Origin of the sequence: Pantoea eucrina, from assembly GCF_002095385.1 — a bacterium.
In the GTDB taxonomy this organism is placed as follows: Bacteria; Pseudomonadota; Gammaproteobacteria; order Enterobacterales; family Enterobacteriaceae; genus Pantoea; species Pantoea eucrina.
Genome location: NZ_MIPP01000025.1, coordinates 14,461 through 29,713, shown reverse-complemented (window position 1 = coordinate 29,713; position 15,253 = coordinate 14,461). Strand labels below are relative to the sequence as shown.

The 15,253-nt window shown below is 55.1% G+C and carries 11 protein-coding genes and 1 pseudogene; 2 read left to right on the top strand and 10 right to left on the bottom strand.

Features of this window, described 5'->3' with window-relative positions:
• Positions 1-51 precede the first annotated feature (51 nt).
• The 7 genes from HA43_RS11995 to wbaP all read right to left on the bottom strand — a co-directional run bounded on the left by HA43_RS11995 (position 52) and on the right by wbaP (position 8,671).
• Positions 52-1,086 (bottom strand): glycosyltransferase, encoded by a 1,035-nt coding sequence (locus tag HA43_RS11995; RefSeq protein ID WP_094111751.1) that lies wholly within the window; start codon positions 1,084-1,086, stop codon positions 52-54.
• A 75-nt stretch (positions 1,087-1,161) separates the two neighbouring features.
• A complete protein-coding gene (locus HA43_RS11990) occupies positions 1,162-1,914 on the bottom strand; it encodes a glycosyltransferase family 2 protein (RefSeq protein WP_094111750.1) in 753 nt (250 codons plus the stop codon).
• Between the two features lie 65 nt (positions 1,915-1,979).
• Positions 1,980-2,897 (bottom strand): glycosyltransferase family 2 protein, encoded by a 918-nt coding sequence (locus tag HA43_RS11985; protein ID WP_094111749.1) that lies wholly within the window; start codon positions 2,895-2,897, stop codon positions 1,980-1,982.
• Positions 2,898-3,173: 276 nt separating this feature from the next.
• Positions 3,174-5,351, bottom strand: a complete 2,178-nt coding sequence (gene wzc / locus HA43_RS11980; protein WP_039385383.1) for a tyrosine-protein kinase Wzc — start codon at positions 5,349-5,351, stop codon at positions 3,174-3,176.
• Between the two features lie 12 nt (positions 5,352-5,363).
• Positions 5,364-5,798 carry an arsenate reductase/protein-tyrosine-phosphatase family protein gene (locus HA43_RS11975; protein ID WP_039385385.1) on the bottom strand — a complete coding sequence of 145 codons (435 nt, stop codon included), beginning with the start codon at positions 5,796-5,798 and terminating at the stop codon, positions 5,364-5,366.
• Positions 5,799-5,807: 9 nt separating this feature from the next.
• The gene (locus HA43_RS11970; protein ID WP_175540437.1) at positions 5,808-6,938 is read right to left on the bottom strand and encodes a polysaccharide export protein; all 1,131 of its coding nucleotides are present in this window, start codon (positions 6,936-6,938) and stop codon (positions 5,808-5,810) included.
• A gap of 299 nt (positions 6,939-7,237) precedes the next feature.
• Complete coding sequence (gene wbaP, locus HA43_RS11965) at positions 7,238-8,671, bottom strand: undecaprenyl-phosphate galactose phosphotransferase WbaP (protein WP_039385388.1); 1,434 nt, start codon at positions 8,669-8,671, stop codon at positions 7,238-7,240.
• 783 nt (positions 8,672-9,454) lie between these two features.
• On the opposite strand from wbaP, the gene HA43_RS11960 reads away from it, so the two are divergent.
• Entirely contained in the window at positions 9,455-11,023 is a 1,569-nt protein-coding gene (locus HA43_RS11960) for a TerC family protein (RefSeq protein WP_094111748.1), read from the top strand.
• 162 nt (positions 11,024-11,185) lie between these two features.
• Here the strand turns inward: HA43_RS11960 and asmA are convergent, their stop codons facing one another.
• The 3 genes from asmA to udk all read right to left on the bottom strand — a co-directional run bounded on the left by asmA (position 11,186) and on the right by udk (position 14,348).
• Positions 11,186-12,982: an outer membrane assembly protein AsmA gene (asmA, locus tag HA43_RS11955; protein ID WP_094111747.1), complete on the bottom strand. Its 1,797-nt coding sequence runs from the start codon at positions 12,980-12,982 to the stop codon at positions 11,186-11,188.
• Between the two features lie 59 nt (positions 12,983-13,041).
• Positions 13,042-13,623 (bottom strand): dCTP deaminase, encoded by a 582-nt coding sequence (gene dcd, locus HA43_RS11950; RefSeq protein WP_039385394.1) that lies wholly within the window; start codon positions 13,621-13,623, stop codon positions 13,042-13,044.
• A gap of 86 nt (positions 13,624-13,709) precedes the next feature.
• Positions 13,710-14,348 carry a uridine kinase gene (udk, locus tag HA43_RS11945; RefSeq protein WP_039385396.1) on the bottom strand — a complete coding sequence of 213 codons (639 nt, stop codon included), beginning with the start codon at positions 14,346-14,348 and terminating at the stop codon, positions 13,710-13,712.
• A gap of 233 nt (positions 14,349-14,581) precedes the next feature.
• Here udk and HA43_RS11940 point away from each other — a divergent pair.
• A pseudogene (locus tag HA43_RS11940) lies at positions 14,582-15,192 on the top strand (phosphatase PAP2 family protein).
• Positions 15,193-15,253 lie beyond the last annotated feature (61 nt).

Genomic DNA, 15,253 nt, shown 5'->3' with positions numbered 1-15,253 from the left:
ATCCCGTGGTCAAAGTCAGTGTGTCCCGGCAGGCATAAAAAGGCGTGACGCTTATACCAGCGCCAGCCAGCTCTGTTTGATCTGATTACCGTCAAACTTGAGTGCGGTCTCTTTTGTCTTATCGCTCATGGCAAAGAACAGGGCGTCATCGCTGGCAAGCTGCTCCATCCGCGCCAGAAAAGCGGCTTTATCGTTCATCGGCACCAGGAAACCATCTGCGCCGTGGTTGATGATCTCCTGCGGGCCGGTCGGGCAGTCATAGGCCACCACAGGCAGGGACCAGGATTTCGCCTCCAGCAGCACCAGCGGCAGCCCTTCATAGCGCGACGTCATCAGCGCCATATCGCTGTCGCGGTAGTAGTCATTGATGTTGCTGACCTTACCGACAAAGTTCACGCTGTTGGTAATGCCGAGTGCGGCCACCTGCTCATGCAGCTGCTGGCGCAGCTCGCCATCGCCGGCAATCGCCAGCGTCCACTCCGGATGCTTTTTGCTGAAATCTGCCCAGATATCCAGCAGCAGATCGAACCCTTTCTGGTGATCAAGCCGCCCGACCGCCAGCGCCTGGCGGCTGCGCTGACGCCGTTCAAAGCCTTTGTACACCACCGGATTGGGGATCTGCTGGCTGCGGATATGCCAGCGGCTGAAGACCTGCTGATCTTTATCCGTCAGAACAATCACGCGATCGTAGTAGCGCAGCAGCAGCCACTTCATGAGTTTGATCGGCTTACTGAAGGAGTTGATAGCGATATGCTCGCAGGCGTAGGCCTTGAAGGTTTTTTTCTTCAGCATCATCAGGTTCCAGAACGCAAACATAACGCTCAGACGGCCCATACTGATGAGAAAAACGCTGTCGAAACCTTCCTGATGGATACGTGCTACGGCGCTTTTAATCGGGTTGCTGTGGCCTTCAAAACTGACGATCTCTTTTACATGCGTAAAGGGGTAAAAGGTTTCGCCATGGCCCTCAAGGGAGTAAACAGTGACGGCGTGCTCTTCACCGAGGCACTCTGACATGAAGTTACAGATGTTCTCGGTGCCCGCATAGGAGTAGGCATCTTTGATCACCAAAACGACTTTTTTCATTTAACGCTTTCCACCTCAAAAATAGTGAACGTAAAACCCCTACTGGCTGCATGACTGCACGCAAACATGCGGATTTCAGCGATGCTTCAGGGCGAAAAGGACGCCATTCACCATATACCAGGTGTAATAGTAATAAACTTTTAATGGGTTGTTTTTGTAGATAATTCTTAATAATTCCAGATGCCATTTCGCCGCCTTGTTTTTGTTGCGCGACAGCGAATCTCCCAGCTCGTAATAGTTCACCAGCGTTTTGCGGATCACCCGCGCCTGTTTGTAGCGGGAGAAGAGCTCATACAGGAAAAGAAAGTCTTCATGCCCTTTACGCTGGAAGAAGATCCCCTGGGGCGGACGACGGAAGCAGACGGATGAAAAGCAGACGCGATACTGCTTCTTCACGAAATTATCCTGCTGCAGATATGGCTTGCCCCAGGTGATATCGTGTTCGGCGCTCTGCGTTTTATAGTGATAGTGGGTGATAACGAAGTCATCGCCGGCGGCAATGGCGGCGGCCTGCTCAGCCAGCTTCTCAGCGTGCCACTCATCATCGCTGTCGAGAAACGCGATGATCTCTTCGCTGGCAGCACGCAGTCCGACGTTGCGCGTTTCTGCAGCGCCCTGATTAACCTCATTGCTGAGGATAGTAATGCGCGGATCCTGGCAGTGCTCACGCACCAGGGCCAGCGAGTCATCCGTGGAGGTGTCGTTAACCAGATAGAGATGCCAGTCGCTGTAGGTCTGTTTAACAATCGACTCTACCGCGCGCAGTACCGTTTTACGTGCGTTATACATCGGCATCACAATACCGATGGTGCCAACATGATTTGTCATTTTTATTGCCCGGAGTGTCAGGAACCAAAAAAATTGCTCCCGCGCAGGGAGCAAGTGAATGTGTGTCAGGAGACCGCTTTTCTGCCGCCAAACCGCGATTTCACCTTATCTTTCAGGCGATTCATAAAGTAGGCGCGGTTGTCGCGGTTGGTCAGGAAAAAGTAGCGGGCAAAGCTCAGGCTCGCCTGCAGCGATTTACCGTCCATCTTGTAGCGCAGCGGCAGTTTAAATGCCTTATAGGTATGGACGTCACGCGTCGTCAGATGCGGCTTCATGCTATCCAGCCAGAAGTAGGAGTATTTCACCGACTCCCCTTTATGCTTGGAGCCAAATTTGGTCACCAGGTGATAGGTCGCCAGCGGTTTGGCAATCATCACAAACTCATAGCCCATGCGATCGGCGCGGATACAGAAATCGTAATCCTGATGGCGGATGTAGCGCGTATCGAACTGGATTTTCAGCGCATCCTCGCGCTTCAGCACGATGGTACTGGTCTGGATAAAGCCGTAACAGCCAAACAGATATTCAGCGACGGTCTCATTTTTGCCCGGCGCCTGCATCGGCATCACTTTCAGAAAGTGGCCATCCTGGTGGATATTGACCTGGCTGAAAATGACGTAGCGTGACCGCCCCTGCGCTTCCAGACGCGCAATAGTGTCGCGTACCTCTGCAAGTTTATTCGGGTGCCACTCATCATCCGCATCGAGGAAGCTGATAAAGTCGCCTTCAGCCAGTTCAATACCTTTGTTACGGGCGCCGGCGCCGTTGAGTTTGACCTCAGAGAGCTCCAGCTTAATTGTCAGCTCCTGATAGCGCTCACCCTGCACCACCTGCGCCAGCTCGGCCGCATCAGCTGATTTGTCATCCACAATGATGACTTCAAAATTACGATAGCTTTGCGCTTTAACGCAGTCGAGCGTGGTGATAATCGATTTCGACGCGTTATACGCCGGAATAACGATTGAGAAGCGAATGTCCTGCATTGCCAGCACCTCTTAAACAGCTGTTCCAGATCCAACGGTAGCGCGAGCAGGCCATGGAAAGAAATCGGTTTTATTCCGAAAAATCATACCGTTATTACTCTTTCTTCTGAGGATGCCGCGTACCATTACGGAAATACCAAAGATTGTGCTGTGTGTCTGTTTTGCGGTGCAAAACGCACCAAAAAGAGGGTGAGGCTGAAAAGCCCCTGCCCTGCGGTAAGCCGCTATTCTTCACCATAAAAACGGGGCGGATAAACCGCCCCGTGAAGGTGTTATTTAGCTTTTGGCTTCTTTGCCGTATTCGTAGTTGTAGTAGTCGTAGCCATAACCGTAGGCGTTTGACGCTTTGCGTACCACGGCGTTGAGGATCACGCCCTTGATCTCGATGCCGTTCTGCGCAAAGCGCTTGTAGCTGACATCCAGTTCTTTCGTCGTGTTGGTCTCAAAGCGTGCAACCATCAGCGACGTTCCAGCCAGCTTACCAATGATGGATGCATCGGTAACCGCCAGAATTGGTGGGGTATCGATCAGCACCAGATCATAGTTCTTGCTCGCCCACTCCAGCAGCTCACCCATACGACGATGCATCAGCAGCTCAGACGGGTTAGGTGGCACCTGACCGCGTGGCAGGAAATCAAAGCCGTAGACGCCGCGCTGAATCATCGCCGGAGAGAACTCAGTCTTGCCGGAAAGGACGTTAGAGAGGCCCTGCTTGTTATCCGCACCCAGCAGCTCATGGGTATAGCCGCGACGCATATCACCATCGATAAACAGTACGCGCTGACCCGCTTTGGCGACCAGGGTTGCCAGGTTGGCACAGACAAAGGTTTTACCAATGCCCGGGCTGGCGCCGGTGATCATCAGGATGTTGTTCTTCGCTTCCATCATCGCAAAGTGCAGGCTGGTACGCAGGCTGCGAATCGCTTCGATGGAGAGGTCAGTCGGGTTACCCAGCGCCAGCAGCGTATTGTGCGGATCGCTCTTCTCTTTGTGACCACGACGCGCCAGGGCTTCGGTATCTTTCTTGCGCTGCCACTCAGAGAGCGGGACGCTGGCGTAGACGTTCATGCCCAGCTCTTCCAGCTGCTCAGGATTGTCGATACCGTGATGGAACAGCGCTTTCAGCAGCACCAGACCAACCGAGAGCACCAGACCGAGAATCAGACCAGCCAGTACAATCAGCGTTTTCTTCGGTGCAACCGGGCTACCGGCCGTTTCAGCGTTATCGATGATACGCACATCACCTACGGTGCTCGCCTTGCTGATCCCCAGCTCCTGCTGACGGTTCAGCAGCTGCATGTAGATCTCCTGACCGGACTGTACGTCACGCGTCAGTCGCAGGATCTCCTGCTGCGTCTGCGGCATCGAGGAGATGCGCTTGTTCAGCTGAGCCTGCTCCGCTTCCAGCGTTTTGCGTTTATCCAGCAGCGCGCGGTAGGTCGGGTGATCTTTGGTGAACAGCTGCGAGACTTCCGCTTCACGGAAGGTCAGCTCGTTCAGCTGGCTCTGCACGCTGACAGAGGTATCCAGAGCGGATTTGGCTTCCAGCGACATATCCACTGACGCGTTCTGACGACGGAAGGTGTTCAGCTTATCCTCCGCATCATCCAGCTTGGCGCGCACCTGAGGCAGCTGATTGCGCAGGAACTGCAGGCTCTTTTCCGCCTGTTCAGATTTACGCTCAACGTTCTGCAGCAGGTAGTTGTTGACGATCTGGTTCAGGACACGACTCGCCTGCTCCGGATCTTCATCACGATACTCAAGGCCCAGTACGCCGGTGCTTTTGCCTTTATCGGCTACGGTCAGCGCGCCCAGAACGGTTTTAATCGCCTGCAGGTCGGTCAGTTTCGTGACGCTGAAGGTCGTGCCTTCATCCGCCTGAATACCGCTGACCAGCATAGTGACCTCGCCATGCTGCTCCAGCTGACCCACGCGGCCCTTGAACAGCTCGTCGCCGTCGCTGCTTACGGTATAGGTATCTGCACCGGTTACTTCCAGCTCAACGGTACGCTTATCGATGCTGCGCGGGATTTCCAGGCGTGAGATAGCGATCTGGCCTGGCTTGTTACCCATCAGGCGCGACAGGCCTTTACCGATAACCGGGAAGTAGTGCTGCTGCACCACGCTGTCCAGGCCCAGGTCCTGAACGGTTTTACCGATAACCATACGGGATTCAAGGATCTGAATCTCGGTATCGGATGCCGGCATGGCTGGCAGAACGTCGGTCAGGTCGTTCAGCACCGAAGCGGTGTTCTTCTGCTCAACCTGAACCATGGCGTCTGCGCTATAGATTGGCGTCGCAAACAGTGTGTAGAGCGTTGCCACCAGCATAAAGAAGGCGGTAACGGCAACAATGATCCAGCGGTGATCAACCAGCTGTCCCACAAGATGCGCCAGATCCCATCCATTCGAATCTTCTTTTGGCGCGGTCATGACCTTGTTTTTAATATTCATGGATAATCCCAACTATCGGCTTAATACGTTGACCCATTTCTGGGTTGCGTTGTCCAGTAACCCGTACACAGCGTCGAAGGCCTCACGGCTCTTTCGGTACGGGTCCGCAATTTCCTGTTGATTAAGCCAGTGCCCCAGCAGCATCGTTTTTCCGCGCGCGGCGGGATCGATGCGGTTGACCTGCTCAATGTGGCGCTTCTCCATCACCAGAATCAGGTCGAAGTCACGGCACATCTCTGCCGTTAACTGCTGCGCCTGATGTCCGTCGAGCGAGAGGCCATGTTCAGCGGCAACCTCACTGGCCATCTTATCGGCCGGGTACCCTTCCAGGGCACCCAGGCCCGCCGAGGCCACGCGCGTTTGCGGCAGTGCACGCTTCAGCAGCCGCTCGGCGGTTGGCGAACGGCAGATGTTACCCACACAGACCACTAACACTGACTTAATCATGGTAAAACCTTAGTTCGACCAGTTGCGGAAGCGCAGCGCTGACGAGCTTGCATCGTCGATACCTACGATGGTCGGCAGCAGTCCGGAGATAACGCGGTTCCAGCGGGTAATCGGTGTCGCGGTGACGTAGACGATGTCATACGGTTCCAGCTGGAACTCCGTACCCATCACCATTGACGCCGCATCCTTGGTATTCAACTGATAGATGTTGGCGATTTTGGTGCGGTTCGCGCCGCGAATCGGACGGATAACGAACACGCCGGTTGCATCAGAGGTGGTCTGATCCATACCCTGCGCGTTGCCCAGTGCTTCTGCCAGCGTCATGCCGCTGCGATCCATCTTCAGCGTAGCCTGCTGACGCACTTCACCCATCACAAAGACTTTCAGGTCGTCATTACGCGGAACGTAAAGAATGTCGCCCGGATAGAGCAGATGGTTCTGGCTGAGGTCGCCATTTTGCATCAGCGCCTGCAGCGAAATACGCTGCTCGCGGCCGTTATGCGTCAGCACGACGTTGCGCCAGTCAGCATCAGCCGCCAGGCCGCCCGCGGCGTTGACCGCATCCAGAACGGTAAGCGGCACGTTGGTAATCGGCTGCTGACCGGAAGTGGTCACCGACCCGGTGATATACGCTTTCTGCGAGCGGAAAGCCGCCAGGTTGACATCTACCTGCGGGCTTTCAATGTACTGCGCCAGACGACGCGCAATCTCCGCACGCACTTCCGTTACGGTGCGACCCGCAACGCGTACCTTGCCGATGTACGGATAGAAAATCGTGCCGTCAGCCTGTACCCAGTTGCCGGTGTCGCTGGCGCTGCGATACTGGCCGGCCGGGGTCGTCAGCTCCGGGTGATCCCAGACGGTGACATTCAGCACGTCGCCCACACCGATGCGGTATTCGTAGCTCTGAATCTCGTTCTGCAGCTGTGGGTTAGCCTGTGCAACCAGTGGCTTAGGACGCATCTGTTCAACCAGACGAGGAGTCATCGGGAAGACGTTTACGTATTTATCGATGTCAAAGTTGCTATCCTGTTGCTCAATGACATCTTTTCCGCTGGTCGTAAGGTGCGAACCTGGTTCAATGGTGCACCCGGAGAGAAAAGTTGCGGATACCAGTAAAGGTATCAATTTAGTTTTCATTATCATCTGGTTATTCGCTATCAGTTAATGATTGATAGAGGCGAAAACGCCGCTGTGTAAGCGTCTTACAAAAATTTAATTTAACGGGTTAAACACTGAAACTGTGGGTCATTATCATTGCTCCCTTGGTTTTTATGTTGTCACCGTGCCCCCGGACGACATCAATTAAAGCGGAATAGTGCAGCTCAACAACCTCTCCGCTTTAATCAGGCTCGATAATGGCAGTGTTCAGATAACAAGACTCCCAGCACCGGCAGTTATTCAGCGAGAGAGATACCCTCCCCCGCCTTCGCTGTCTATCAATATGCGCCGTCGCGCTTAAGCACTACGCCGACTGTCTTAAACAGAATCGCGATGTCATTCCACAGCGACCAGTTTTTGACATACCACGAGTCGAAATAGACGCGTGTTTCGTAGTCAACGTCGTTACGACCGCTGACCTGCCACAATCCCGTCATGCCTGGCTTCGCCATCAGGTAGTAATCTACATCCCCGGCATAACGGCAGAGTTCATCTTCAATCACCGGACGCGGCCCGACAAGGCTCATGTCACCACGCACCACGTTCCACAGCTGCGGCAGCTCATCCAGACTGGTTTTACGGATGAAATGGCCGACTTTGGTAATACGCGGGTCGTTTTTCAGTTTGAAATCTTTATCCCACTCCGCTCGCGCAACCGGATCGGTGCGCAGCACCTCCTCCAGCACTTCTTTGGAGTTAATCACCATTGAGCGGAACTTCAGGCATTTAAACTTACGTCCGTTCATACCGACGCGTTCGTGACCGTAAATCGGCGGTCCGCCATCGCGGCCAACCATAAAGCCGAGGACCAGCAGCGCCGGCGACAGCGCCACGATAATACCGAGCGCACCAACGATATCGAACGCGCGCTTGAGGAAGCGCGAGGTACGCTTCGCCAGGTTATTGTTTACACGCAGAATCATCACTTCGTGGCTGAAGATATAGGCCATATCCGTACCATAGAGCGGTACACCACGCAGCGTCGGAATAACGGAGACTGAACGGCAATTGTGCATAGCCAGGTTTTTCAGCCACAGATCGCGATGCTGACTCTGCTCAGACTCAACCGCAACGATAAACTGCGTTTCGCTGTTGGTTAACTGCCAGAGCTCAGCTTCGTTATGCAGCACAGGTACGCCGGAAATGCTGGCCTGCGGACAGCTGCCGTCGACATCAAAGAAGGCGATAACGTCAAAGCCCATCACCTCTTCACTCTGCAGCGCCTGCCAGGCTTCCTGTGCGTTACGGCTGCTGCCAATGATGATGGTCTGCTTTTTCCACATACCAAAATGGTTCAGTACCCGTTTGGAAACGGCACGCGCCACCGGGATCAGGATCAGCGCCAGAATCCAGGTGAGTACCCAGACAAAACGCGACATCTGCCACTGCGATAATGCAGAAATAGACAAATCGATAACCGAGAAAATAAACACGGTACGAAATATCTCTTTCAGCTCAAACCAGAAAGGTTTGCGGTAAGTGTAATGGCGCAGACGAACCCAGAACCAGCCCGTACAGATAATTGACAGACAGATGTGAGTAGCAATTTTTAAATTGAGATCTTTTTCAGAGATATCAGCCAGTGGCGAGTCAGATAATGAATTAATCAGGGCGAGTGCAATAAACAACGCCGCGTTAAAACAAATTAAATCTGAGCACGCCAGTAAAAATTTGGTCAGAAGACTTTTATATGTAAATTCGTTATCGCGCATATTTAACTCTTTTATTTTATTTCCCTAATCCCTAACGCTACAGGCCTGTGTAATAAATGAGCGATACTCAGTCGGAGCCTGTTGAGCAAACAGCGGCGAACTCCCCGGTATTTAGGTCAATTCTCTATTGCTTTTCGCCAGAAAATTGTGATAAATACCAACGGATTAGTCTGAGTTCCATTGCCGCTACACCAGACAGTTCATTTCCTGTTTAAGCCGGTTCAGGCACGCTACCGCCCCTGGCTGTCGCTGCCAATACCGCCTGCTCATCCTGTTTTGCGCTTTTTTAACCATTTTTCCAGGATAACTCCTGGCAGGATCGTGCAGGTTCACAATTCACAACTTTAAAATGCATTACCCTGCGCTATTAACCAGATTGGCGCAGACATTTACTGACACGTTGCTATACTAGTTATTACTGGCTTGTTTACAAGTAGGGCCCGTGCCCCCTGTGCTATTTTAGGAAAAAGACTACCAGCCATTAGTAATGACGCCACATCTGCCGCGCAATCAGCGGTGAAAATTCAGAATTATTCGGATATACGATTGGTAAAATGTACGCGGCAAACCTCACCACCAGGCATAACAATTAATTGTGCGCGACGCCCCTCCTCCTGCATTCTTAATCCATACATTTTGCTTATTTTGCCTGCTGCACTCTGAACATTTTCCCGATTGACACGTATAACCTTATACCAGCAGGGTCGGCAGGGTTTTGCCCTGTTTCCGGCCATTCACTATCATCAGATTAAACCCATTTTGAGACATTACGGTGACATGAGTATGTGGGAGTGGATCTTTGATCCGTCGCTCTGGGCGGGATTAGTAACGCTAATCATTCTGGAGCTGGTGCTGGGCATTGATAACCTGGTGTTTATTGCCATTCTGGTCGAAAAGCTGCCGCCGCTGCTGCGCGACCGGGCGCGCGTGATTGGCCTGATGCTGGCGCTACTGACCCGCCTCGGGCTGCTGGCCTCGCTTTCATGGCTGGTCACGCTGACACAGCCTCTGCTCACCCTCTGGCAGCATAGCTTCAGCGCACGCGATCTGCTGCTGCTGCTGGGCGGTATTTTCCTGCTCTATAAAGCGACCACTGAGCTAAATGCGCGACTCGAAGGGGGTGACGATGAGGGTGGTCAAAATAAAAACGGCGCTAAATTCTGGCCGGTGGTGGCGCAGATCGTGGTGCTGGATGCCATTTTCTCCCTCGACGCTGTCATCACAGCAGTGGGCATGGTCAATGAGCTGCCGGTAATGATGGCCGCGGTCACCATCGCTATTCTGCTTATGCTGCTCGCCAGCAAGCCGCTGACGCGTTTTGTGAATAGTCATCCCACGATTGTGATCCTCTGCCTGAGCTTTCTGCTGATGATTGGCTTCAGCCTGGTTGCAGAGGGGTTTGGCTTTGTTATTCCCAAAGGGTATCTCTACGCCGCTATCGGTTTCTCTATTCTGATTGAAATGCTCAATCAGCTGGCGAGCTTTAATCGCCGCCGCTTTTTGTCAGCCGGCCGTCCGCTACGCCAGCGCACGGCCGAAGCGGTCCTGCGCATTCTGCGCGGAGAGGCGCAGCGTGCTGAACTGGATGCGGATACGGCCTCGCTGCTGAGCCACAGCGATGAAGGCGCTCTGTTTAATCGTCAGGAGCGGCTGATGATCGCCCGGGTGCTGGGGCTGGCGCAGCGGCAGATCAACACCATTATGACCTCCCGGCACGATGTGGAATCGGTTGATTTAAGTGAAGCGCCTGAAGAGATTATGGCGAAGCTCGATCGCAATCAGCACACGCGTATTCTGGTGACGGAAAATGGCCGCGATCCGCTGGGGGTGGTGCACGTTATCGATCTGCTGCATCAGTCGCTGCACAGTGATTCCCTTGACCTGCGCGCGCTGATCCGTCAGCCGCTGGTGTTTCCGGAACGGGTAACGCTGCTGCAGGCGCTGGAGCAGTTTCGCCAGGCGCGCACGCATTTTGCCTTTATTGTCGATGAGTTTGGCTCCGTCGAAGGCGTGGTGACGCTGAGCGACGTGATGGAGACGATCGCCGGTAATCTGCCTAATGAAGGAGAGGAGCTGGATGCGCGCTACGATATTGAACCCGGCCCGCAGGGAGGCTGGATCGCAAACGGGCATATGCCGCTGGACGATCTGGCGCTCTATGTCGCGCTGCCGGTAAATGATAAACGCGATTATCACACGCTGGCCGGCCTGCTGATGGACACGCTGCAGCATGTCCCCGAAGAGGGTGAAGAGCTGCGGATAGGAGATTACCTGCTGCGCGCGCTGCAGGTGGAGAATCATCGGGTGCAGAAAGTGGAAATTATGCCGCATCCTTTATCAGAAGCGCCGTAGCAGCGTCCCTGTAAACGCAGGGGGCGCATTAATGCGCCCCTGGTGAATCCGCAACCCGGCATTCGGGCGCCGTAAACGACGCCCCTACAAAACCGTAGGGGGCGCATTAAGGCGCCCCTGGCGTGTTGATGCGCCCCTGGTGGTTAATGCGCACCTGCCGTATTAATGCGCCCCTGACGGGTGGCGATCGAGCCACTGATTAAGACGCGATTTCGCTTCGCTCTGCAGCTGCTGGCGCACAACATCATCTATCGGCAGCGAATATTGCAGTTTGTCCCAGCGACCATACATACGGAGCGGAATGGGCTGCTGATTCAGGACTTTTGCCAGACGCTCGTCCCCTTTCCAGCCGCGCAGCATCATATTGATGGTGACATCCAGCTGCTGTTGCACAACGTCAACGGTTCCGCGCGTCTGAAGTGCCAGCTGGCTGCTGCCGCCCTGCAGATCGGTAAACGCTACTTTTCCCTGCTGCAGGCTGATATGGCCCGCCAGCTGCTGTATGCCCTGGCTATCAGGCTGATCGTTGGTGACCTCACTACTGGCGCGCGCAACGGCCCGGCGTACCATCTGTTGCAGATTAAGCTGCGTGAGCTGCAGATTGGTGGCCTCCAGATCGGCACTGCCCTGCCAGTTCTGCTTCGCCTCTTCTACACTCAGCCCGGCTCCACTCACCTTACCCTGCAGCGATAGCGTCCCCTCAAGCGCAGCGGGCAGCGCCAGCGCTTTCAGCAGAGGGGCAATCGCAATATTCTCCAGTTCAGGCTGAAACGCAGCCCGGGTAACCGGCTGCCGGATATCAATCTGACCCGGCAGCGAGAAATGACCGTCACCCAGCCGGCCCTGTAACCGGCTAAGCGTCATCAGCCCCTGCTGGTTGCTGGCGTCGATCTGCAGGTTACTGAGCGTCAGCCCGCGCCACTGGCTCTGGTCCGCCTTCAGGGCAAGCTGCAGATCGAGCGTATTAAGCGGTGAATCGGCGTTATTGCGCAGTACCGGTTCCGCAATGACCGGCGGCTGCACCGGCGCGGCCTGCACGGTCCCGCTGCCGCTGCTGACCGGCGTACTGACGGCGAGGTTATCGATGTTTAGCGAGGTTGCATGCAGCGCCAGGCGCAGCTGCTGCGGCATCGCAATACGTCCTTCCGCGCTGCCCTGCAGCGTACTGTCATTGGCGGTAAGCTGCATATCGGCCAGCGAGAACTGCTGTTTATCGGCGTTCCATATCGCTTTTCCGCTCAGCGCGCCTTTAATGCCCTGTACCGGCAGGTTCGCGCCATCCAGCGCATAATCAAGCTGCGCCAGCTTGCCGCTGACCTGATGCGGATAGCGTGAGACATCCATCTCGCCCTGCAGGGCAACGCTGAGGTTGCGCTGGTTACGCGACAGGCGCGTGCTCAGCTCAATGTGGTTCTGTTTGCGGCTGTCCTGATCCAGGCTCAGATTAAGATTGCGGAAGTTGTACTCTTCCCCGCCCGGCTGCTGCCAGATAAGCAGGCTGTCAGCCACGCGCAGTTTCGCAATGGCCAGGCTCCAGCTCTGTGAGGCGGCTAATGCCGGCTCGCTGTCGCCAGGGCCGATGGGAGCGCCGCCAGGCTTCTGCGGCGCGCTCTCCGGCGTGGCGCGGATAATCGCGTTTTTCAGCATTACCTGACTGACGCTGAGCTGATGCGTGAGCAGCGGCCAGAGGTCGACGTCCAGCCGCATATTTTCGGCGGTCACCAGCGGCTGGCTGGCACCGGGTGCGGTGAGGCTCATACGTCCGGAAAGAATGCTGAGCTGAGGCCAGACGTGCCAGCGCAAATCGCTGCCCGTGACCAGCTGATAACCACTGCGCTGCTCTACCTGTTTTACCATGTAGGCGCGAAAGTCGTTGGGGTTAACCAGTAGTACCAGTGCGGCCATCCCTGCCACCACTACCACTAACAGGATGGCCAGCGTGGTTATCAATCTTCTCATTGCATCCTCAATGTGATGATCCGCGCCTCGTCAGCCCTGCCCGGGCGCGGGTACAGCGATTAATCTTTATCGATACGGCTGGCGTCAGCACCCTGCTGACCGCGATATTTTGCATCTTCACGCCGGTTATAGGGACGTGCGGCCGGGCCCGACAGCGGTTCAAAGCTCAGCGCTCCAATCAGCATACCGGGACGCAGCGCCAGCGGCAGCTTGCCGGAGTTGTAAAACTCCAGCACGATACGCCCCTGCCAGCCCGGATCGATGCGGTGTGCCGTAACGTGAACCATTAACCCTAGTCGTGCCAGGGAAGAACGTCCATCCAGCCAGCCAACCAGATCGTCCGGAATGGTCACCGACTCCAGCGTCACCGCCAGCGCCAGCTCACCCGGATGCAGGAAAAACGCTTCGCCATCCGGTAACACAATCTCGTCACTCATTACCCGATCCAGCGCGGCGCTTACCGCCTGCTTGGGTCCGCTCAGATCGATAAAGGCGGCAGTATGGCCGCTGAAGGTACGAAACCCGTTACCCAGCCGCACATCTACCGTGGCGCCGTTAATGCGTTCCACCGGCGGACGCGGCTCAATGGCCAGCTTGCCGCTGTCAAGCCAGGCTTCAATATCGCGATCGCATAATCTCATCGCAGTAACTCCCTAATTAAAGTGTAGCGAAAGGCCGCCAGCACGGTGACAGCCCTGACGCATTCGATCCATGCCGAAACAGCGTATTAAAGATACTGATTAATTTTCGCTTTGAGAATATCGATAGCGATACGGTTCTTACCGCCGCGCGGCACAATAATGTCGGCGTACTGTTTGGAAGGCTCGATAAACTGCAGGAACATCGGACGGACCGTTTTCTGATACTGATTCATGACGGAATCCATAGAGCGACCGCGTTCATTCACGTCGCGCTTCATGCGGCGCATCAGACAGATATCCAGCGGGGTGTCGACAAAAATAGAGAAGTTCATCTCCTGACGCAGGCGCGCGTCAGTGAGCAGCAGAATGCCCTCAAGGATAATCACTTTTTTTGGCTTCAGATGAATGCTTTCGCTGGTGCGGGTATGTTCAACGTAGCTGTAAACCGGCAGATCGATATCCTGTCCTGACTTGATCGCACGCAGATGCTGCAGCAGCAGATCGTGATCCATCGCGCTCGGATGGTCATAGTTGGTTTTTACCCTCTCTTCCATGGTGAGGTGGCTTTGATCTTTATAGTAGGCATCTTCGGGGATCACACCGATATGCTCGTCACCGACCTGGTCACGGATTTCACGAAAGAGCGTGCTGGCAATAAGGCTTTTTCCGGATGCAGATGCACCTGCGATGCCAACGATCACGCACTGATGGGACTTGTCAGTCATACTTTTTTGAGACCTGATAACTGGGAGCACGCCTCTGCCGAAGCAGCAACGGGCCAAATGAGAGGGTTTGGTGGCGGCAATTATAGGTATTTCGCCGGTTTGACGCCAGAGTAAATGCGGCGGCGCCCTTTTTCAGAAAATCTCCTTTTGGCAGGCAGCCGCTGAACCGATAGACTGTCGGGCTGCCCGCGCCCGGTTTGTGCGGGTCGCCCGTTAGCCCTGCAAGGAAAAATATGAGCTGGAGAACACTGACCTATTTTGGCGACAGCATGCTGCTGATCCCCACCGCGGTGATCATCGCCCTGGTGCTGCCGTGGAAAAGCAGCAGTCAGCGTACCGTCTGGTACTGGCTGCTGGCGTTTGGTCTCGCCGGGCTGCTGGTCAGCCTGTCTAAAATTATGTTTCTTGGCTTTGGCATCGGCAGCGCACGCTTTAACTTCACCGGCTTCAGCGGCCACAGCGCGATGTCCTCCACGCTCTGGCCGGTAATGATGTGGCTGATCTCCGGACGCTGGTCCACTTTCTGGCGCGCGTGACGATCGCCATCGGGTATGCGATCCCGCTGATGGTGGGTTTCTCCCGCCTGGTTATTCATGCGCACTCCGTCAGTGAAGTGCTGGCGGGCCTGCTGCTCGGTTTTACCCTGAGCAGCGCGTTTCTCATCAGCCAGCGCCGCACGGTATTGAAAGGCTTTAGCGCCCTGCAGGTTGGCGTCGCCTTCCTGGTGCCGCTGCTGCTGATGGGTCACGGGCGCGTCGCCACCACGCAGCAGTTCCTGGAGCGTCTGTCGGTCAAGCTCGCCGGACTGGAAAAACCGTTTAAGCGTGCCGACCTTTTTCACTGACAGCGCCATGACTTAAGCCAATTCAGCGTAAAGATCCTGTCTGAATGTGCTAGCATGCAGG